Annotated in this window: 16 protein-coding genes and 1 pseudogene; 11 read left to right on the top strand and 6 right to left on the bottom strand. The window is 70.0% G+C overall.

Going from position 1 to position 20,089, the window contains the following annotated elements; all coding sequences use genetic code 11:
* Positions 1–42 precede the first annotated feature (42 nt).
* Positions 43–1,044 carry an endonuclease/exonuclease/phosphatase family protein gene (locus tag J7E86_RS16540; RefSeq protein WP_215082443.1) on the bottom strand — a complete coding sequence of 334 codons (1,002 nt, stop codon included), beginning with the start codon at positions 1,042–1,044 and terminating at the stop codon, positions 43–45.
* Positions 1,045–1,190: 146 nt separating this feature from the next.
* Between J7E86_RS16540 and J7E86_RS16535 the strand changes: the two genes are divergently transcribed.
* The 5 genes from J7E86_RS16535 to J7E86_RS16515 all read left to right on the top strand — a co-directional run bounded on the left by J7E86_RS16535 (position 1,191) and on the right by J7E86_RS16515 (position 8,752).
* Positions 1,191–1,988, top strand: a complete 798-nt coding sequence (locus J7E86_RS16535) for an MgtC/SapB family protein (protein WP_215082442.1) — start codon at positions 1,191–1,193, stop codon at positions 1,986–1,988.
* Positions 1,989–2,457: 469 nt separating this feature from the next.
* Positions 2,458–2,676, top strand: coding sequence for a hypothetical protein (locus J7E86_RS16530; protein ID WP_215082441.1), 219 nt, complete (start codon positions 2,458–2,460; stop codon positions 2,674–2,676).
* Positions 2,677–2,815: 139 nt separating this feature from the next.
* Positions 2,816–3,622, top strand: a complete 807-nt coding sequence (locus J7E86_RS16525) for an HlyD family efflux transporter periplasmic adaptor subunit (RefSeq protein ID WP_215082440.1) — start codon at positions 2,816–2,818, stop codon at positions 3,620–3,622.
* On the top strand, positions 3,619–5,895 hold the full coding sequence (locus J7E86_RS16520; protein ID WP_215082439.1) for an NHLP family bacteriocin export ABC transporter peptidase/permease/ATPase subunit: 2,277 nt from the start codon (positions 3,619–3,621) through the stop codon (positions 5,893–5,895). Before J7E86_RS16525 ends, J7E86_RS16520 begins: the two co-directional genes overlap by 4 nt.
* Position 5,896: 1 nt before the next feature.
* Positions 5,897–8,752, top strand: coding sequence for an NHLP bacteriocin export ABC transporter permease/ATPase subunit (locus J7E86_RS16515; RefSeq protein ID WP_215082438.1), 2,856 nt, complete (start codon positions 5,897–5,899; stop codon positions 8,750–8,752).
* A 240-nt stretch (positions 8,753–8,992) separates the two neighbouring features.
* Here the strand turns inward: J7E86_RS16515 and J7E86_RS16510 are convergent, their stop codons facing one another.
* Complete coding sequence (locus J7E86_RS16510) at positions 8,993–9,163, bottom strand: hydrophobic protein (protein ID WP_215082437.1); 171 nt, start codon at positions 9,161–9,163, stop codon at positions 8,993–8,995.
* A gap of 199 nt (positions 9,164–9,362) precedes the next feature.
* Here J7E86_RS16510 and J7E86_RS16505 point away from each other — a divergent pair, with 199 nt between their 5' ends.
* The gene (locus J7E86_RS16505; protein WP_215082436.1) at positions 9,363–9,536 is read left to right on the top strand and encodes a CsbD family protein; all 174 of its coding nucleotides are present in this window, start codon (positions 9,363–9,365) and stop codon (positions 9,534–9,536) included.
* A gap of 62 nt (positions 9,537–9,598) precedes the next feature.
* Here J7E86_RS16505 and J7E86_RS16500 read toward each other — a convergent pair whose 3' ends face one another.
* Entirely contained in the window at positions 9,599–9,955 is a 357-nt protein-coding gene (locus J7E86_RS16500) for a PRC-barrel domain containing protein (RefSeq protein WP_215082435.1), read from the bottom strand.
* 590 nt (positions 9,956–10,545) lie between these two features.
* Here J7E86_RS16500 and J7E86_RS16495 point away from each other — a divergent pair.
* The gene (locus tag J7E86_RS16495; protein WP_215082434.1) at positions 10,546–12,153 is read left to right on the top strand and encodes an APC family permease; all 1,608 of its coding nucleotides are present in this window, start codon (positions 10,546–10,548) and stop codon (positions 12,151–12,153) included.
* Between the two features lie 15 nt (positions 12,154–12,168).
* On the opposite strand, the gene J7E86_RS16490 is transcribed toward J7E86_RS16495, so the two are convergent.
* The 3 genes from J7E86_RS16490 to J7E86_RS16480 all read right to left on the bottom strand — a co-directional run bounded on the left by J7E86_RS16490 (position 12,169) and on the right by J7E86_RS16480 (position 13,510).
* On the bottom strand, positions 12,169–12,390 hold the full coding sequence (locus J7E86_RS16490; protein WP_215082433.1) for a helix-turn-helix transcriptional regulator: 222 nt from the start codon (positions 12,388–12,390) through the stop codon (positions 12,169–12,171).
* Positions 12,390–12,881 (bottom strand): DUF2975 domain-containing protein, encoded by a 492-nt coding sequence (locus J7E86_RS16485; RefSeq protein WP_215082432.1) that lies wholly within the window; start codon positions 12,879–12,881, stop codon positions 12,390–12,392. The genes J7E86_RS16490 and J7E86_RS16485 overlap by 1 nt, the downstream gene beginning before the upstream one ends.
* Positions 12,882–13,087: 206 nt before the next feature.
* A complete protein-coding gene (locus J7E86_RS16480) occupies positions 13,088–13,510 on the bottom strand; it encodes a cysteine/serine endopeptidase inhibitor (protein WP_215082431.1) in 423 nt (140 codons plus the stop codon).
* A gap of 381 nt (positions 13,511–13,891) precedes the next feature.
* Between J7E86_RS16480 and J7E86_RS16475 the strand changes: the two are divergent.
* From J7E86_RS16475 to J7E86_RS16460, 4 genes and pseudogenes are all read left to right on the top strand, one after another.
* Positions 13,892–14,784, top strand: a pseudogene (locus J7E86_RS16475) (chitinase).
* Between the two features lie 114 nt (positions 14,785–14,898).
* Positions 14,899–15,288, top strand: a complete 390-nt coding sequence (locus J7E86_RS16470; RefSeq protein WP_215082430.1) for a hypothetical protein — start codon at positions 14,899–14,901, stop codon at positions 15,286–15,288.
* Between the two features lie 497 nt (positions 15,289–15,785).
* Complete coding sequence (locus tag J7E86_RS16465; protein ID WP_215082429.1) at positions 15,786–19,238, top strand: CHAT domain-containing protein; 3,453 nt, start codon at positions 15,786–15,788, stop codon at positions 19,236–19,238.
* A complete protein-coding gene (locus J7E86_RS16460) occupies positions 19,235–19,903 on the top strand; it encodes a hypothetical protein (protein WP_215082428.1) in 669 nt (222 codons plus the stop codon). Before J7E86_RS16465 ends, J7E86_RS16460 begins: the two co-directional genes overlap by 4 nt.
* Positions 19,904–20,089: the final 186 nt, after the last annotated feature.

Here is a 20,089-nt window from a genome sequence, read left to right as displayed (position 1 = left end):
CGCAGGCGGCAAGACGGCCCGCAGCCGAAGACCGGGCACCGTCTAAGACCCGCCCGCCGCATGGCGAAGCAGCACCGTGTCGACCACCACCGCCCGGTGGTCGCTCCCCGCCAGGTCACGGAAGCGCGCGGCGCGCGGTACCAGCGCGGCACTGACCAGCACATGGTCGATCTGCACACCCACCCGTGCCCACCGCGCCGGCCACGTCGGCGTGCGCGCCGCGCCCAGCACGGCGGCGCAGTCGCGCACCCCCGTGTCCAGCACGGCGCGGAACGCCGCGTGGTCCCGCGAGGCGTTGAAGTCGCCCGCGATGACGGTCGGCACCGTGCCGCGGCCCGCCGCCATCGTCCGGAGGCGGCCCAGCTCGCGCCGCCACACCGCGACCCCGCCCGGCACCGGCGGCATGGGGTGCGCCACCTGGAACCGCAGCCGCGCCGCACCGATCCGCACCACCGTCCGGGGCATCGCGAGGGTGCCGGGCACCTCGCCGTCCCGCTCCAGCGGGTACCGGCTGAGGATCGCCGACGCCTGCGCCCGGCCGCCGCCGGTGATCCGCCGGTACGGGTACGCCGCCCGGACCTCCGCGCGGTCGAGGGCGGCCCCGCACACGGCGGGCGCGCACTCCTGCACCGAGACCAGGTCCGGCCGTTCGCTCCGCAGCAGCTTCAGCAGGCTCGCGGTCGCGCCGCCGAACTCCACGTTGGCGGTCAGGACGCGCAGCCGCGTCCCGGCGGGGTCCGCGGCCGGCGGCGCGCCAGCCCCGTACGGGCGCAGGAAGAGCCCCGTGACGACGACCGCGAGCACGCCCCACGCGCACCCGACCGGCCAGCGCGAGCCCGCCGAGAGGACCAGGGCCAGGGCCGCGGGGACGAGCGACCACGGCAGGAACGCCAGGAGTTGGGGCACCGGTGTGACGCCGTCCACGCCGCAGGCCCGGCACACCAGCACCACCGTCACCGGGGTCAGGAGCACCCCGGCGCACCACCGGCCGAACCGCCGCCGCCCGCCGGGCGGCCGCTCGGCACGCGTTCGGTCCTCGTCCATGGTGCGACCTTCGCACGCCGTCGACGGGTCCCGCCGATGACAGGGCGGTTCGATGTCCTATGGCACGCTGGTTACCGAAGGTGGCATTTCGACCTTATTCACATGTTTCATTCCTGCCGTGCGCGAGGAGGAGGGAACGAGGAGACATGGTCACCGTCCACGAGTGGCACATGGCGGCCAACATCGCCGCCGGACTGGGCTTCGGTGCGATCATCGGCCTGGAGCGCCAGTGGCGTGCCCGCATGGCGGGACTGCGCACCAACGCGCTGGTCGCCGCCGGCTCGGCCCTCTTCGTCCTGCTCTCGCAGTACGGGTTCGCCGCCGCGACCAGCACGGCCGGCTACGACGGTTCGCGCGTCGCCGCCCAGATCGTCTCCGGCATCGGCTTCCTCGGCGCGGGCGTCATCATGCGCGACGGCCTGAGCATCCGCGGCCTCAACACCGCCGCCACCCTGTGGTGTTCCGCCGCCGTCGGCGCCCTCGCCGGCACCGGCCTGTACGTGGTCGCCGCGCTCGGCACGGTCGGCGTCGTCGGCGCGAACACCCTGCTGCGCCCGGTCGCCCGGGGGCTCGACCGCGGCCCGCACGGCGGTGCCGAGGTCGCCACCGACTACCACTTCGAGGCCGTCTGCACCGAGCCCGAGGAGGCGCACGTGCGCACCCTCGTCGTCCAGACCCTCGTCCGCCCCGGCTTCCGCCTGCGCTCGGTCCACAGCCGCGACGCGGACACGCCGGGCAAGGTGACCGTGGCCGCCGACCTCACCACCGAACGGCGCGACGACAGCCTCCTGGAGGAGGCCGTCAGCCGCCTCTCCCTGGAACCGGCCGTCTCCGCCGTCAGCTGGACCGTCCTCCGGGGCCCGGACGACGACAGGGACGACCCCGACTACCCGACGGAACGCCGCGCCCGGCGCCGGGTGCGGGACTTCTTCACGGGGCGGTGAGCCCGGCGGCGAGCGGCAGGGCCGCCTCGCCGCCGTGACGCCGGGTGACAAACCCCGGCCGGAGCGTCGCTCCGGGAAATCTCCACATTCCCCGGGTACCGCCGGTAGCCCCGCCCCCGCGCCCCCCGATATGCCGGTTATGCCCATAGCGCTTGATCAGCGTGTGTCCATTTATGTTCCGTGAGGATCTTGAAGCCCTCGAATCTGTTACTCAATCTTGTGAAGGACTTGTGATGATCCTGCGAAGGAAGTTGAAAGCATGTTGCCCGATTCGCCCCCTGACGGGCCGTCGGACGTCAATGCGGTTGGCCCCGTAACCCGTTCGCGTGCTTATATCTGCCCACCGCGGCGGTTCTTCGAACGGTGGTCGTTTACGACCGGGCCGGCGCGGAAGTGGTGGGGCCGTCTTGCCGCGGTTCATCCCCATGCCATTGATAAAAAGCCGGACAACTGAAGGGTGCGCAAAAACATGCGTAACAACATCGAGACCCGTGAGATCGCCGACGCCGAGCTGGACGCCGTTTCCGGCGGTGTCAGCATCAACGGTGGCCTCCTCGGCGCCGTGACCGGCGACGTCAACAACGTGCTGGGCACCGCCACCTCCCTGCACACGGTCCAGGCCGTGCACGCCGTGCCCGGCGCGGTCGAGGGCATCGCCGGCGTGCACGTCGGTATCGCCGGCCTCTGAGCCGATATGCGCCGACCGTGAACCCCGGAACTCACCTGTTCCGGGGTTCACGGCTGCCCGCCGGCCGCGGCCGGCGTATTCACCATTCCCGCCGGGTAATTCAGCGCCCGTGTCACGAATGCAGTCGAAGGAATAGTTCGTGCAGTTCCGCCAAAAGGCGCTTTCCAAGCTGCAATCACCCGAAGAGCTCGACCTGCCCGTACGATTCGCGCGCCCGCAGGGCCGGCTCGTGCTGGCCGTCACGGTCCTCGTCATGGCCGCCGGAGCCTTCTGGGCATTCACCGGATCCGTGTCGTCCAAGCTGAGCGCACCGGGCATCCTCACCCACGCCGAAGGCAGCTATCTGCTGCAGAGCCCGTACGCGGGACAGGTCACCCAGGTCTTCGCCGAGGAGGGCCGGCTGCTGCCCCCGGGCGCGCCCCTGCTCCAGATCGGTACGGACCGGGGCGAACGGACCGTGCGCGCGGTGGCCGGGGGACGGGTGACGTCCCTGGCCGCCAGGACCGGATCCGTCCTCACGGCCGGCGCGGACGTGGCGACCGTGGAACGGGTGAAGAACGCGGACGACCCGCTCGTGGCCATGCTGTACGTACCCGGCGCCGGCGCCGGCTCCATCCCCGTGGGCGCCTCGGTCGACCTGAGCGTCGGGTCCGTCCCCCAGCAGCGGTTCGGCGTACTGCGCGGCCGCGTCGAGGCGGTCGGCCGCGCCCCCCAGACGCCGGCACGGATCGCCGGCTTCCTCGGCGACCGCCGGCTCGCGACGGAGTTCTCCCGGCAGGGCGACCCCGTCGCGGTGCTCGTGCGCCTGGAGCGTTCCTCCGCCACCCGCTCCGGCTACCGCTGGTCCTCCGCCGACGGACCCCCGTACGCCCTCGACTCCACGACGCCCGTCACCGCGGCCGTCCACCTCTCCGCGCAGCGCCCCGTCGATTGGCTGCTCCCATGACCACGGCACAGGACACCACGCAGGAGACGCCCCCGCGGCTGCCGCCCGCCGGACGCCGGCGCCACCGCCCCGAGCCCAAGGGCGGCGCCCGCCGCCGCACCCCCGCACCCCGCACCGGCCGGCAGCGGACCGTACGCACCCCCACCGTGCTCCAGATGGAAGCCGTGGAGTGCGGCGCCGCCGCGCTGGCCATGGTGCTCGGCCACTACGGCCGCTTCGTCCCCCTGGAGGAGCTGCGCATCGCCTGCGGCGTCTCCCGCGACGGCTCCCGCGCCAGCAACCTCCTCAAGGCCGCCCGCGGTTACGGGCTGAAGGCCAAGGGCATGCAGATGGACCTGGCCGCGCTCGCCGGGGTGCGCCCGCCGGCCGTCCTCTTCTGGGAGTTCAACCACTACGTCGTCCTCGACGGCGTCGGCCGCCGCCTCGGCCGCCGGGGCGTGTACATCAACGACCCGGGCAAGGGCCGCCGGTTCGTCCCCATGGACGAGTTCGACACCAGCTTCACCGGCGTCGTCCTCACCTTCGAGCCCGACGAGGGCTTCCGCCGCGGCGGCCGGAAGCCCGGCGTCATGGGCGCCCTGCCGGCCCGCCTGCGCGGCACCTCGGGCACCATGCTCGCCGCCGTGCTCGCCAGTCTCCTGCTGGTGGTCGTCGGCGCGACCGTACCCGCGCTGAGCCGTACGTACATCGACACGTTCCTGATCGGGGACCGGACGGCCCCGCTGGGCGTGCTCTTCGCGTCGATGGCGACCGCCCTGGTGCTCACCGCCACGCTCACCGCACTGCAACAGGCCAACCTGCTGCGCGGACGCATCATCTCCTCCACCCTGGGCAGCGCCCGCTTCCTGCGCCACCTGCTCAGACTCCCCGTCACCTTCTACTCCCAGCGCAACCCGGCCGACCTGGTCCAGCGCCTGCAGTCCAACGACGCGGTCGCCGAGACGCTCGCCAGGGACCTCGCCGCCGCCGGCGTCGACGCGGTCGTCGTGATCCTCTACGCGGTGCTGCTGTGGACGTACGACCCGCAGCTCACCGTCGTCGGCGTCGGCATCGCCCTGCTCAACGTCGTGGCCATGCGGATCGTCGTCCGCGTACGGGCCACCGGCACCCAGAAGCTGCGCGCCGAGAGCGCCCGGCTCACCAACACCTCCTACAGCGGCCTGACGCTCATCGAGACGATGAAGGCCACCGGCGGCGAGAACGGATTCTTCCGCCGCTGGGCCGGGCAGCACGCGGTCACCCTCGACGTCCAGCAACGGCTCGGCGTGCCCAGCGCCTGGCTGGCGATCGTCGCGCCCACGCTGGCCGCGCTCAACAGCGCGCTGATCCTGATGATCGGCGGCCTGCGCGCGGTGGAGGGACACCTCTCGGTCGGCCTGCTCGTCGCCTTCCAGGCCCTGGTGACCGGCTTCACCGCGCCGATCACCCGCCTCAACGGCGTGGCCGGACGGATCCAGGACTTCGCCGCCGACGTCGCCCGCCTCAAGGACGTCGAGAACTTCCCCGCCGACCCCCTCTACTCACGGCCCGGCCCCGCCACCGGCACCCGCCGCCTCAAGGGCCATGTGCGGCTGGACGACGTCACCTTCGGCTACAGCCCCCTGGACGCCCCGCTCCTCAAGAACTTCTCGCTCTCCGTCGGCCCCGGGCAGCAGGTCGCCCTCGTCGGCGGCTCCGGCAGCGGCAAGTCCACCGTCTCCCGGCTGATCTCCGGCCTCTACACCCCCTGGGAGGGCACCATCCGCGTCGACGGAATGCGACTGGAGGACATCCCGCGCGGCGCGCTGGCCGCCTCCGTCTCCTTCGTCGACCAGGACGTCTTCCTCTTCGAGGGCACCGTCCGCGACAACATCGCGCTGTGGGACCCCTCCATCCCGGACGAGGACGTCATCGCCGCCCTCCAGGACGCCGCCGTGTACGACGTCGTCGCCCGGCGCCCCGGCGGCATCCGCGGCCGCGTCGAACAGGACGGCCGCAACTTCTCCGGCGGCCAGCGCCAGCGACTGGAGATCGCCCGGGCGCTGGTGCGCCGCCCCAGCGTCATGGTCCTGGACGAGGTGACCAGCGCCCTGGACGCGGCGACCGAGCAGATCGTCATCGACAACCTGCGGCGCCGCGGCTGCGCCTGCGTGGTCATCGCCCACCGGCTGAGCACGGTGCGCGACAGCGACGAGATCGTCGTGCTCGACCGGGGCACGGTCGTCGAACGCGGCCGGCACGAGCACCTGATCGCCGCGCGGGGCGCCTACGCCGAACTGGTCAAGGAGCACTGAGGTGACCACCCCGTACGACCACGCGGTCGCCCACCACGCCCCGCCCCACGACCCGGTCGTGGCGGCCCTGGGACACCTCGGCACGGAGGTCGACTGCACGGGCACCAGCGGCCTGTCCCTGGAGGGCCCCCTCGTGCTGTGGCTCGTCGTGGACGGCGAGCTGGACCTCTTCGCCGTCGACGCCGCGCAGGCGGGGCACTGGCACTTCCTGGGCCGGCTGGCGGCGGGCACGCTGCTCCTCGGCCCGGCCCAGGGACCCGAGCACACCCTGGTCGGCCGCCCCCTGCGGGGCTGCCGCCTGCGCCGCGTCGAGCTGCGCGAGCTGTACCGCTCCGAGTACGACGGCCAGGACCACGGCCCGTACGGGCACGGGCAGTACGCCGCCGTCGACGCCATGCTCAGCCCCCTGGAGGACGCCTTCGCGCTCGGCATCGGCCGCGGCCTGCGCGTGCTCTACCAGGCACCGCTGGAGAACCGCGCGACGACCGGCCACGGCGGGGCGGACGACGACGTCCTGTGGATGCAGATCACCCCGGGCAGCGTGCGGTACGGCGCCGCGTACGAGGCGGAGGCCGTCGGCACCCTCCTCGTCGAGCCCGCGATGTGGCAGGGCATGGTCGACCAGCAGTACCGGCTGCTGTACGCCCTGGACCGCTGGATCGAGCAGCTGGAGCGCGCCCACGAGGACCGCACGGCGGCCGGCATCGAGGCCGGGGAGGCCGCCCGGGACCAGGCGGACCGCGCGCTGCTGGCCTCCATCGACCGCTCCGGCGGAGAGGCCCGCCGCGCCGCGGGCGACGACGCGACGTTCGCCGTGTGCCGCCTGGTCGCCCGCGAAGCCGGCATCGCCCTGTCCGAACCGGCCGGTGCGGGCACCGCCTCCGGGCGGACCGACCCCGTCGAACGCGTCGCGCTCGTCTCGCGGATCCGCACCCGTGCCGTCGAACTCGGCGGCCGCTGGTGGCGCGAGGACAGCGGGCCCCTGGTGGGCCACCGCGAGGAGGACGGGGCGCCGGTCGCACTGCTGTGGCGGCGTGGCGGATACGAAGCCGTCGACCCCGCCACGGGCACCCGCGAGCGCGTCGGCACGGACAACGAGGCCGCCTACGCGCCGCGCGCCGTGATGTTCTACCGCCCGCTGCCCGACGGGAAGCCGGGCCTGGTGCGGCTGCTGCGCTTCAGCGTGCGCGGCACCGGCGGGGAACTGCGCGACCTGATCCTGGGCGGGCTGGTCGCCGTCGGCCTGGGCGCGCTCGTACCCATCGCCACCGGCAAGGTCCTCGGCACGTACGTCCCCCGTGCCGAGAACGGCCTCATCGTGCAGGCCGCCGCCGCACTGATCGCGACCAGTGTCGTCTCGGCCGCCTTCATGCTGCTGCAGAACCTCTCCATCCTGCGCATGGAGGGCCGCGTCGAGGCCACGCTCCAGCCGGCCGTGTGGGACCGGCTGCTGCGGCTGCCGACGTCGTTCTTCGCCGGCCGCTCCACCGGCGAACTGGCCGGCGCGGCCATGGGCATCAGCGCCATCCGCCGCACGATGTCCGGCATCGGCTCGGTGGTCGTGCAGGCGGGGACGGTCGGCACGATGAACCTCGTGCTGCTGCTCGCCTACAGCGTGCCGCTGGCGCTGGTGGCGGTCGCCATGCTGCTCGTCGTCGCGGCGGTCTTCCTGGGCCTGGGGCTGTGGCAGCTGCGCTACCAGCGGCGGCTCATCAAGCTCGGCAACCGGCTCAACAACCAGGCGTTCCAGACCCTGCGCGGACTGCCCAAGCTGCGCGTGGCCGCGGCCGAGAGCTTCGCGTACGCCGCCTGGGCGCGGGAGTTCGCCCGTACCCGCGAACTCCAGCAGCGCATCGGACGGATCAAGAACGTCATCACGGTGCTCAACGCGGTCTGCCTGCCACTGTGCACGCTCGTGATGTTCGTCCTGCTCGCCGGCCCGGCCCGGGGCACCATGTCCGCCAGTCAGTTCCTCACCTTCAGCACCGCCGTGACGATGCTGCTGTCCTCGGTCACCCAGCTGACCGGCGCGCTCGTCTCGGCCGCCGCCGTGCAGCCGATGTTCGAGGAGATCAAGCCGGTCCTCCAGGAGCCCCCCGAGGTGCTCGGCTCCAGCACGCAGCCGGGCGAGCTCAGCGGTGCCATCGAGGTGCGTCAGCTGTCCTACCGGTACGCCGAGGACGGCCCGCTGGTGCTCGACGACGTGTCGTTCCAGGTGCGGGCGGGCGAGTTCGTGGCGATCGTCGGGGCCAGCGGCTGCGGCAAGTCGACCCTGCTCCGCCTGCTCATCGGCTTCGACAAGCCCCTCTCCGGCAGCGTCCTGTACGACGGCCAGGACCTGGCGGCACTCGACCGGGCGGCCGTGCGCCGCCAGTGCGGCGTCGTCCTGCAGAACGCCCAGCCGTTCTCCGGCTCCCTCCTCGACTGCGTCCGCGGTGCGGAGGCGTTCTCACTGGAGGAGGCGTGGGAGGCCGTGGCGATGGCGGGCCTGGCCGAGGACATCAAGGCCATGCCCATGGGCATGCACACCATGCTCTCCGACGGCGGCGGCACGGTCTCCGGCGGCCAGCGCCAGCGCCTGATGATCGCCCAGGCCCTCATCCGCAAGCCGCGCGTCCTCTTTCTGGACGAGGCCACCAGCGCCCTGGACAACGAGGCCCAGCGCGTGGTCATCGACTCCACCCGCGCCCTGCGCGCCACGCGCGTCGTCATCGCCCACCGGCTCTCCACCATCATGGACGCCGACCGCGTGATCGCCCTGTCGGACGGCCGCGTCGTCCAGCAGGGCACCCCCGCCGAACTGCTGGCCGACACCAACGGCCTCTTCCACGAATTGGTCCACCGCCAGATCGGGTGACGGGGCGCCCGGTGAAGGGGTGCCGTCGGGCCGGGAGCGGTCCCGGGCGGAGGTGCGCGTGGTTCCCGGCGCGGTCCCCGGGGGCCGCCCCCGGTTACGGTGACGCGTACCCGCTCCGGGGCCGCCGATTCCGCTTTCGGACGGGCGAGTTCGGTTCCGGGCATGAGGCGGTGGCGCACAGCGGTGGGCCCGGCCGGATCACTCCGGCCGGGCCCATGAGAGAGCTACGAGCTGGTCCGGTCACCACCGGTACCAACGGCCGCGACCACCCCCGGCGCCCGTGGAGCGCATGAGGAAGCCGAGCAGCCAGATCACCAGCACGACGACGGCGACCCACCAGAGGATCTTCACCGCGAAACCGGCGCCGAAGAGGATCAGCGCGAGGAGCAGGACGAGAATCAGGGGAACCATGGTTATCAACCTCCGAACTGTCGTGTGCCCTGCGTATTCGCTTTCATACTCGCCATTCCCACTCCCTTTCCCTTGGGCTGATTGTGGTGGTGGGTCGCGAGGGATACGTTTGTGTTCGAGATGCCGGGGAACCGACCTCCCATCACATCATGATCGACGACATGATCGACGAATCGAATCGATGAGAAGGGGGCACGTCATGAGCGCGAACGAGAAGGCAAAGGCGAAGGCCGAGCAGATCAAGGGCGCGGCGAAGAGGGAAGCGGGCCGCGCGGTCGGCGATGAGAGCAAGGCCGCGAAGGGCCGGAGCGAGAAGACGAAGGGTGATCTCCGCGGCGCCAAGGAGAAGATCAAGGACGCCTTCAAGGAGTGACCTCGGACGGCGGGCCCCACCCGAGAGGGTGGGGCCCGCCGTCGTACTCGCCGTCCGAGGCGTCACGGGAGGAGGGGGAACCCTCCGTAGTACCCGCCGATCTGCCGGTGGTAGTCCGGGTCGCCGGCGTGTTTGTCCAGCTGGAACTCGGGCGCGTCCTTGATCTCGGCCTTCGTCCGGCCCACGTGGATCTTCTCCTCCACGGGGTCGACGCGGGTGATGGTCCCGGCCGGCAGGAGCACGTGCTTGCCGAAGATCCACACACCGGTGTCCACGATGAGGTAGGCGGAGCCGACCTCATCGGAGTGCTTGTCGACCTTGCCGATATGGCCGTCCGTCGCCTCGACCTTGTAACCGGTCAGGCTGGTCCCCGGAACGTAATCGGCGGTCGGCTGGTAATCCCACAGGTGGTCACTCAATGGTCCGCTCCTTCATCGATGGCCAAACGGAAAACTGATGAAGCCGGGCCCCTGAGGGCCGGTTGATTGACGAAGGGAAAACGCTCCCCTGCCCCGGCCTGTCCCGGCCTGTCCCGGTCGGCGTGATCGCTTTTCCTCGCTGCCGATCCTTTTCGGGGACGGCTTCGCCAACAGACCGGCTGCCCGGGTCCGACAGAAGCAAACCCCGCCTCTGCCGGGTGCGGTGGGGCCTTTTCGGGGCGGCGTCGGCGGGCGGGTCGAAATGGATGACGCGGAGGGCAGGCGAACGGTCGCGGCCACGCGGGGAAGGACACGACGGAATACCGATGGCGTGCCGCTGGGTGCAGGGCTTCCGCGTGCTGGTCGCCGACAGCCGTGCCGCGGACGGACGCCGACCCCCGGACGCCTGACGGGCGATTACCCATGGTGACAAGAAAACGCTGGGTAACTAGGGTCGGGGTACCAAGGCCGCGCAGTCCTCCAGGAGGTGGGTTCCGGGTGACCTCCCCGAGGGGCGGAAGACAGGACCCTGCCGCGCGTGTTCATGGGGAGATCGAACCGTGCCGGATCGGGAACAAGGAGGCCGGCTGATGTCGGGTCGTCAGGTGGCAGGGGATGAGGCCGTCGCGCCGTCGGTGCTCGTACAGGAGCACCGCCTCAAGCGGGAGCTGGGGTTCTGGGGACTGACCGCGATCGGCTTCTCGAACATCGTCGGGTCGGGCTGGCTCTTCGCCGCCATGTACGCGGCGCAGGTGGCAGGTCCCGCGGCGCTGCTGTCGTGGGTCGGGGCGGGGCTGCTGTGCGGTCTCGTCGCCCTCGTCATGATCGAGCTCGGGGCATCGCGGCCGGAGGGCGGGGGTACGGTCCGCTGGCCGCTGTTCGCGAGCGGGCGGCTGGTCGGGACGCTTGTCGGCTGGTCGGTGCTGCTGTCGGTGGGAGGCACCGCCGCCGAGATCAGCGCCATCATGCAGTACGCCGATCACTACCTTCCCGACATCTACCACGGCGGCACGCTCAGCCTCTTCGGCCTGGGCGTCGCGGTGGCGCTGAGCCTGCTGCTGACCGTACTGAACTGGTTCACGGTGCGGGCGTTCGCACGGCTGAACAACCTGGTGTCGGTGTTCAAGGTCGTCGTGCCGGTGGTCAGCGTGGTCGCGCTCTTCGCCTCCGGCTGGCACTCGGGGCGCCTGACCGACCACGGAGGATTCGCACCCTACGGGTACGCGGCCTGTCTGACCGTGCTGGCCGGAGGCGGCATCGTCTATTCGGTCAACGGCTTCCAGGCCCCGCTGGACTTCTCCGGCGAGACCCGCAACCCCCGCCGGACCCTCCCGGCAGCGGTACTGACCGCCATCGCCCTGGCCGTCCTGATGTACCTGGCCCTGCAACTGGCCTTCCTCTTCACCGTCCCCGAACACCTGCTGGGCGGAGGCTGGAAGGGTGTCAACTTCGATTCGCCCTTCGGCCAGCTGGCCTTGATCCTCAATCTGCACTGGCTGTCCAGCCTGCTCTACGCGGACGCGGTGGTCTCCCCCGGTGGATCGGCGTACGTCGGAGTGGCGCTGAACGCGCGGCACACCTACGCCCTCGCCAAGAACCGCACCATCCCCCGGGCCTTCATGCGGGTCAGCGAGCGTTACGGCGTACCGCACCGGGCCCTCGCCCTGAACTTCGCCGTGATCGTGCTCTTCCTCCTGCCGTTCGGCGGCTGGCAGAGCATCGTCAGCGTCATGGGGGACATGTACCTGTTGATCTACGCGGCCTCCGCTGTCGCCGTCGCGGTCTTCCGGGGCGCCCCGGGCGGCGGTGGGATGGCCGGGTGGGTGCCCGGCCTGAGCTGGATCGCGCCCGTCAGCTTCGTCGTCTCCAGTGAGTTCGTGTACTGGTCGGGCTGGCACGATCTGCGGCTGGCCCTGCCGCTCGTCCTGGCCGGCCTGCTGATCTTCCTGGCGATGTGGCGCACGGAGCACAACGACCGTCCTCTCGCCGCCGAACTGCGGACCGGCGCGTGGCTGATCGTCTATCTGGTGACGCTGACCGCTCTGTCATGGCTCGGCACCTTCAAGGGATCGGGCCGGCTGCCCGCTCCCTACGACTCGTTGACCGTCGCCGTCCTCACGCTGGGCATCTTCTTCTGGGCGGTACGGTCGGGCATCGCGCAGCTGACCGCGCACCGCACTCCGCCGCCCGCTCCATGATCTTGGAAGGGCACGTCATTCGCCTGCGGCGTCCTCGGCCTCCCAGCGCAGCAGGTCGCCCGGCTGGCACTTGAGCACCTCGCAGAGCGCGGCGAGCGTCGCGAAGCGCACCGCCTTGGCGCGGCCGTTCTTGAGTACCGCAAGGTTGGCGGGAGTGATCCCTATGCGGTCCGCGAGCTCGCCCACGGACATCTTCCGCCTGGCCAGCATCACGTCGATATCGACGGCGATCGGCATCAGATCACCTCGTCCAACTCGGCCTGCATCTGCGCCGCTTCGACGTCGCGCGCGACGGCTTGGGCGAGCAGCATCCGCAGCACGAGCACGATGAGCGCGACCCCCAGGATGGCCACGCCGACCCCGCCCATGATGACGGTGACGCCCGGGTCGTCCCGCTGGCCCGGCGCATTGATGACCGTGACCGCGAACCACACGAGGGCAGCCGCCACGATGGCGCCGATCACGCCGTCCACGTACCGGAAGGCGGCGTGGGAGAACACGGTTCCGCGTCGCACCATCGTCACCAGCCGCCCTACGCAGACCAGGGCGACCTGGACCGACACCATGCCCAGGATCGTGATCACGCGCAGCGCGGTCAGCGGGAGCGACCCGTCCTCCGGGTCGCTCCCGCTGACCAATGTCCACACCATCAATGCCTGCACGAACACGGTGCCGGCGAGCACCACCGCGAGCACGGCGCGCAGCGCCCGCACGGTCAGCTTTCCCATGATCCACCCTTCCATCGAAACACGATGCAAATCTATCGAGATTCGATAAGTGAAGCAAGGGCTGGGACGGAGAGTGGGCGGCAGTTTCGCACGGTGGCGGGACGCCGCCGCCTCCCATGGCATGGCGGTTGCGCGAACGAAGCTGTGGGCAGTTGCTGCCACGTGCAGCCCGACGTGGCCACGTGCAGGGGGCCGGGCTCCCGGGCTCAGCGCACGAACTTCCAGGTGATGCCGTTGACCACGCCCCGGTCGAGCGGTGCCAGCTTCTGGAAGGCCGGCCGGCCGAGGTCGATGTGGGTGCGGTCGCACGAGAGGCACTTGTCCCTGACCGGCACCCTGATGGTCTTGCCGTTGTAGCTGACCTCGACCGATATGCCCTTGCAGAGAGGGTCGTTGTTGGGATTGGCGGAGGTCCACCACGAGGGCGAGACCGCGACCAGGTCCTGGGAGTTCGCGTCGATGGCCGTCCCGCAGGCGCCGTATCCCTTGTCGGTGTAGTAGGTCATCTTTCCGTTCACCGGCTGGCCGATCGGAACGTCGGCGGCCGCCGGTCCCGTGGCGACGGCAATTCCGGTGGTCGCGGCGGCCAGGACGACGGCCGCGGAGCGCACAGCTCTGCTTCCACGCATGGTTTCTCCTCGTTCAGCGGTAATGGGGGGCGGGTGTACTCCACGGACCCGTGGAGCGGGCGCCCCGAAAACCGGCATCACGGAGCCGTCACGGCTCGCCGGTCAGGAAGTCGAAGGACAACGGCATTTCGTCGGCACGCGTCCGGCTTTCGGTCCATCAGTGGCATGCGTGACGACGCCGACGCAAGTCCCCGCAGGAACAGTTGTCCGGAACCGGGTGCCAAATGCACCTGCTTTGGCCGCCCATGATGCATGTCGTTGACAACGAAGTTGAAGAGTTATTCACTGCGCAAGTGCGACGGCCGCAGCGCCTTCCGCCGGCCCCGTCGCGCTTTCAGCGAGCGAGTGTCACCTCAGTGATCCGACGCCACAGGAGCCACCATGAGAAGAAACCGCTTAGTCACCTTGCTGCTGGCCGTACTGGCTCTGGTCGGTGCGGCCCTCCTCGTGCCGTCCGGCACGGCGAGTGCCGCCGGCCCGTGCGACAGCGCGTCCAACTGGACGGCCGGTACCTGGTATCCGACGGGCGCGGTCGTCCGGTACACGGACGGCAAGTACTACATCGCCGAGCACGACAATCCCGGCTACGACCCGCTCATCAGCACCTGGTACTGGGACCCGTACACCTGTCAGGGAGGCGGGGGCCCGGGGACCGGAAAGATCCCCGTGACGGAGGCCCAGTTCCAGCAGATGTTTCCGAGCCGGAACCCCTTCTACACGTACAACGGGCTGATCGCGGCGCTGGCCGCGTACCCGGGATTCGCCAACACCGGCAGTGACCAGGTCAAGCGGCTGGAGGCCGCCGCCTTCCTGGCCAATGTCGACCACGAGACCGGGGGCCTGGTCCACATCGTGGAACAGAACACGGCCAACTACCCCCACTACTGCGACGGGAACCAGCCCTACGGCTGCCCGGCCGGTCAGGCCGCCTATTACGGCCGCGGTCCGCTCCAGCTCAGCTGGAACTTCAACTACAAGGCGGCAGGCGACGCCCTCGGAATCAACCTGCTGAACAACCCGTCGCTCGTCCAGACCGACGCGGCCGTCTCCTGGAAAACCGCCCTGTGGTACTGGAACACCCAGCGCGGCCCCGGCACCATGACGCCGCACGACGCGATGGTCAACAGCCGTGGATTCGGGGAGACCATCCGCAGCATCAACGGTGCCGTCAGTGCGACGGCCGCAACCCCGCCCAGGTGCAGAGCCGGGTGAACAGCTACCAGCGATTCGCCCAGACGCTGGGTGTGGCTCCGGGTGGCAACCTCTACTGCTGAGCCCTGGGGAACGCAAAGGATGCCCGGGAACAGCAGGGCCTCCTGACGTCTTCCCGCGTGAGTGCAACTCCCCGGCAGCAGCTAGGCTTTGGTTGTTCTTGGGAAGGGGCATTGATGGGCACCAGATTTATCGAGGTAGACGAATCGCGGCAAGGCGAGCCGGGCGTGCGGAAGGGAGGCAGGACGTTGACAGTGGGAGACCAGTCCGTCACCCAGGAGACATGGGTGAAGGTTGAGGCTTACGACGACCTCGATCCGACCGCGACCGAGGACGTCCATCTGCACACGTTCGCGGTCCCGGGTATGGAAGTGCGGGCTGGGGCCGCGAAGGATGACGAGGACGGAAGCAGCGAATTCGAAACCAGGCTGGTCCCGTCTGTCCAGTATTACCAGATCGAGCTTGGGCCCGACTCGCTGAACAAGCTCCATGATGCACTCACCCCCTTCATCGCGGCCGCGCAGGAATGCGAGCCGCCAAAGGCCCGCAAGATACGCGGTAAGTAGCCCACAATGTCCCCTCCATGAGGGGGCATTGCCGTATTGCAGACGGCGGGGCCTGCCTTGTCGGAACACTCGCCGACGTGATGACCCTCGGGTTGAGGCCGGTGCGCTGAAGGAGCGCGGAATCGAGTGCACGGGCGGTCCGACCTGCGATCGATCGGCCTTTCCGACTCTTTCACCCTGCTGCCCGCTTATACGGCCGATCCTCCCCAGTCGCTCCCCACGGGGCTTGATTCTCCCCAGGTTCTCCCCAGCCGCGTCTGCCAGGGAGGGCAGATCAGAGCCGGCCAGGAGTCCGATCCAGGTGTCGGGACGGGCTACGCAACGTAGTGGAAGTGAGTCGGAGTAGCGGTGGCGTCGGTTTTCGTGGGCGAAGTTTCCATGAACAAAGGAACAGCCGAGTAAGGACGAGCACACAGCGTGGCGCGCACGTTGTCGCCCTTGAGATCACCGTCCCGTGCCCGGGAAGCGGGCTGGTCCGGCCGTTGTCTGTGCCACCGTTGAACCTGTCGATGATCGGCGGCGCGAATGGGGATGGCGTGCGACTGTCACGGGAGATCACCGGGTGGGCGTTCCTCGCCGATGTGGAGGGTGTCCGGCATGCCGGCCTGGCCGTCGGCCTGGCCAGCATCAGCCCGTTCGCCACTGGTGGCGGGGCAGGAGGCAGCCTGTTCACCCGCGCGTACGCGCGGGGCCTCCCAGTGCTCCTGTCACTGGACGAATTGCCGTTCAGTCACCCTCTCGCCCCCCGGTGGTGTGTCACGCAGGACGAAGAAGGTGGGCTGTCCGTCCTCGGCCCCGACGGTGCGCACTTCGTGCACGACCTCGACGTGGAACGGCCGCCGGGGTGGAGCGAGGCGGCGGACGTTTCGGGCTCGGTCATGCTAGTCGTGTCCCACGTGCTGCCTGCCACAGACGATCCACTCGGCGCGCTGGTCTTCGAAACGCGGCGGGGGAAGGTGTGTGCCGGCTCTGTGCGCTTCGGTGAGCCTGCTTACGAGGCGGACGGCAAGCCGACGGTCACCTTCGTCATCGACCCCGTCGGCGTGCTCATGGAGCTGGCGCAGTACGTGTGCGATCGGATCATGTCGCTGGACGAGGCGAAGCGACGGGCGCGCGAAGTAGAGGAGATGCGGCAGGCCCTGGCGGAGCACGGCGCGATGCCCGCTGAGGCGATGGTGGATCTGCTGTTCCGGGACGAGTTCCTCGATCACCGCGGCCTGGTGGAGTTCATGTACGTCTACTGGCGACTGGTCGCCGAGGTCGCCGACGCCTGCGCGATGGAGGCTGCCTGGCGGGTCGCGGCTTTCCAAACCGTCGAGGCGGGCGTCCACCTGGTGGCGGACCGGTGCGACCGCGCGGTGTTCGAAGAGTCCGAAGTCTTGGCGGCTCGGCTGATCGACAAACTGAGCGACTCCGCCGACCTGGAAGCCGCGCTGCTGGCTGCCGCTCGGTTGCGGATGGCCACCCGGGGACCGGAGGACTTGGCCGCCGACGACTACGCTCGCGAGCCGTTGCTGACCACATGGTCCGCTCGGCTGACCGCGGACCTGTACCGCACGTGGTTCACCGAAGAGGAGCACTTCCAGACGGAGTCCCACCGGCTGGTGGCGGAAGCGGGACACCTGGTGGTGCGTGCGCTGGAGCTGGGTGGTGGGTTGAGGAGGCCTCGGCTGCTGGCGGTACTGGCGCAGATCCTCGCGGACGAGGAGGGAGTTCACCGTGATGCTGCCCGCGCTGCGCTGTCGGCATGGCACGACTCGTCCGCCGCCGACGAGCCGGACCTCGCACTGTTCCTCCTTCGGACGGTGGATGGGGTGCCCCCGGAGACGACCGACGGGCTGCTCATAGGGGTATTCGGGACGCCACTGGCCGATTTCGCCGCCGCCCACGGCAGTACGGTGACGGCGAGGGCGATCAGCCAGGGCGTCAACCTGGCCAGGGAACGCGCCGACCGACGGTTGCTGCGCACCGTGTTGGATTGGGCGGGGCAGCTCGACATCCGATGGGCCTCGGCCCACCGCAGGCAGCTGATCGACGCCCAGCTTCACGTGTTGCCCGACGACCCGAGTGAATGCCCGGGTCCCCACCATGCGCTGCCGGTGTCGTTCCCGGAGTCCTGGACGCTGCTGCAGCGATCTGCGGCTCTCCTGCATGCGGCTGCACACGCCCGCGACCGACGGCAGCCGGCGTTGGGGCTCAGTCTCCTGCGGCAGGCGGGCGACGGACGGAACGAGGAGGTCCGGCTGCTTACGGCGGATCTGTACTACCAGTCGGCGGAGGCAGGCGAGCCGGGCTCCAGCCCTGTCCCGTTCCCATGGGGCTACTACACGTACGCAGCGCTCGTCTACGCCTCCCTCGGCTTCGAGGAATTGGCGCAGGCGAGCCTGGTGCCGCTTGTGCAGCAGTTGGGCAACCTCCGCGGCGACGAACTCAAGAATGCGCTGCACGCGATCATCGTGGATGCGCCGAACTTCGACACGAGCGGCACGCCCGAACTCGGCGCGATACTGCGCGACCTCGTGCACTCGGCGGTCTGGCAGCTCACCGCGGAAAGCGAGACGCTGCCGATGGGGCTGATGCTCGGTCTACATCAAGCGGGCAAGGGTTCGGAGCTGGGTACGTGGTGGCGCATCGAAGGCCCGCTCGTGCTGCCCGCGCACATCCAGCACTTCCTCGGCAAGCTGCGCGACTGGGAGGAGCCCGCCGCCGCCGGCGGCGCCTTGCCGAACCTGCTGAACGTGGTGGACGCTGACCATCGTCCTGGCGGCCACGACAACACGCAGATCGCCCGGAATCTGCGGTGGCGCATCTCGTCGTTCATCGACGACGAGCTGAGTCGGCGTTCGGCACCGTTCATCGACGATCAGCGCATCTGGGCCAGGGTGCATGATCTGCTGGACGACCGAACGGTGCTGTTGACGTGGTTTTTGCCCGCGGCCGTGAGCGGCGCGGCCGTGTTGCTCGCGGTCACCAGGGAGGGCCGGGAGCTCGTGGTGCACCTCGGCGAGGGTGCGGACGAGAACGGCGACCGGCACCCGGATGCGGACCGGGTCGAGGCGATCCGCACGGAGATCGAACGCGACCCGCTGTTCGGCGACGTGACACCGGAGGGCAGTCGGCTGCTGGAGTCGGTCGGCCTGCCGCTTGGGGGCAGCGAACTGTGGGACAAGTGGCGCTCCCAGGGTAAGGACCGAATCCTGGCCTGGCCGCACGGCGCTCTGCACTACCTGCCCCTACCGCTGTGCCGCAGGGGCGGCCGTCTGATCGCCGACGACTGGACGGTCACCACGGTCGCCGGCATCGAAGCCCTGGCACCCGTCGAAGTGCCTGCGCGTGAGGGCCACACCGTTGTAGTGGCCTCCGCTGCCGGGGGTGTTCCTTTCGGTCTGCATGCCGAACTGGCGCTGGAGGAGCACGCGCGGAGGGTTGCCGAGGCGGTAGGCGCTGAAGCCCTCACCGGTTGTGCGGCCACTCGCGACAGGCTGCGCGCAGAGATGTCCACGGCGGACGTCGTCCACATTGCCGTACACGGGGCGCTGGACGAGGACGCGCCGTGGATGCATTGCCTCTACCTCACGCCGGACGGCGACGACGACGGCCGCGTATTCGCGTACGACTTCCTGGATGTCGACCTGCGCGGCGTCCGCCTTGTCACACTCGCCGCTTGCGAGTCGGCGCTCGGCCGATTCGACCGCGGAGACAACATTCGTGGCATCCCTTCGGCACTGATCACCGCCGGAGCGCAGGCCGTCGTCGGGTGCCTGTGGCCCGTGCGCCCGGATCCGGTCACGTACTTCTACCACCACCTGCACCAAGGAGTCGCCCGCGGCGCGGATCCGGAGCAGGCCTTCCGCGGTGCCCAACTCGCCACGCGTGCCACGTATCCCCACTACCGTGACTGGGGAGCGTTCACCTATGTGCACGGTAGGACCAAGGGAGCCGCCGCATGATCGAGATTCGGCTGCACGACGTCGAACTCGTGCCGGAGCGTACGCTCGGCAGCCCGGTGGATGACGCACCGCTACGCGGCAGGCTCACTTTCGGCTGGGACCTACTGCCTGCCGACCACGCGGGCGCGCCGGAGGGCTGGCTGTCCTACCTCAGGGCCACACCCGACCGGGAGTTCCGGCAACTGCTCATGGTGTGCTCGTTTCGCCCTGAGACACCGGAGGGCAAAGGCGTATTCCGCCACGCCTCCCTGGGCGTCGCACTGTCCACACTGGAGCATGAGGTACAGCCGATCGCGCGCCTGATCGACCCCGGCGAGCGCACCCGCCCGGTCCCCGGCCTCGGGACGGGCGTGAGCTTCACGGTCACGACAGGAGTGCTGGATGTAGGGGTGGAGAAGCCGCCAGGATCCGGACCGACGAGGGAGGAGTGGATCGTCCGGGGCCACGGAGCTTCCCAGCCGAACCCGCAGTGGGAGTTCCGGCGAGTCAGGGGTTTCCCTCTGGTCGGCGATCACCCGGTGGCCGCGTTGGTGGAGCTCGTGCCCGACTGTATGAACACGGCCGAGGTGCTGGTCGCGGCGGAGCTGGAGCACCGCAGCTGGGGCGTCCGCCGCTACCGCGCGCAGCTCGCGCCGACACCGCACACCATCGTGCTGGCGGAGTGACCCGGTCCTGGGGGCAAGCCTCTGGAACGACGGGGGCCTATGGCTCACGATTGGTCGGGGGCTCGGTGTCGTGCCGGGCGGCTGTGAACTCTGGCGTTCTCGGGTCAGCGTGAGCGACGCGCTTGACGCTGGTTCGGCAGCAGCCGGATAGCGAGTACGGATCCGTCGGCATGCACGGAGACATGG

The organism is Streptomyces sp. ISL-11, assembly GCF_018614525.1.
In the GTDB taxonomy this organism is placed as follows: domain Bacteria; phylum Actinomycetota; class Actinomycetes; order Streptomycetales; family Streptomycetaceae; genus Streptomyces.
This window is presented reverse-complemented; position numbering and strand designations above follow the sequence as displayed.

Excerpts from the sequence above, each read along its gene's own strand:
- J7E86_RS16540 (WP_215082443.1), bottom strand. The coding sequence starts at position 1,044 with ATGGACGAGGACCGAACGCGTGCCGAGCGGCCGCCCGGCGGGCGGCGG.
- J7E86_RS16480 (WP_215082431.1), bottom strand. The coding sequence starts at position 13,510 with ATGCGTGGAAGCAGAGCTGTGCGCTCCGCGGCCGTCGTCCTGGCCGCC.
- J7E86_RS16520 (WP_215082439.1), top strand. The coding sequence starts at position 3,619 with ATGACCACGGCACAGGACACCACGCAGGAGACGCCCCCGCGGCTGCCG.
- J7E86_RS16490 (WP_215082433.1), bottom strand. The coding sequence starts at position 12,390 with ATGCCGATCGCCGTCGATATCGACGTGATGCTGGCCAGGCGGAAGATG.
- J7E86_RS16505 (WP_215082436.1), top strand. The coding sequence starts at position 9,363 with ATGAGCGCGAACGAGAAGGCAAAGGCGAAGGCCGAGCAGATCAAGGGC.
- J7E86_RS16470 (WP_215082430.1), top strand. The coding sequence starts at position 14,899 with ATGGGCACCAGATTTATCGAGGTAGACGAATCGCGGCAAGGCGAGCCG.
- J7E86_RS16530 (WP_215082441.1), top strand. The coding sequence starts at position 2,458 with ATGCGTAACAACATCGAGACCCGTGAGATCGCCGACGCCGAGCTGGAC.
- J7E86_RS16460 (WP_215082428.1), top strand. The coding sequence starts at position 19,235 with ATGATCGAGATTCGGCTGCACGACGTCGAACTCGTGCCGGAGCGTACG.
- J7E86_RS16535 (WP_215082442.1), top strand. The coding sequence starts at position 1,191 with ATGGTCACCGTCCACGAGTGGCACATGGCGGCCAACATCGCCGCCGGA.
- J7E86_RS16510 (WP_215082437.1), bottom strand. The coding sequence starts at position 9,163 with ATGGTTCCCCTGATTCTCGTCCTGCTCCTCGCGCTGATCCTCTTCGGC.
- J7E86_RS16485 (WP_215082432.1), bottom strand. The coding sequence starts at position 12,881 with ATGGGAAAGCTGACCGTGCGGGCGCTGCGCGCCGTGCTCGCGGTGGTG.
- J7E86_RS16495 (WP_215082434.1), top strand. The coding sequence starts at position 10,546 with ATGTCGGGTCGTCAGGTGGCAGGGGATGAGGCCGTCGCGCCGTCGGTG.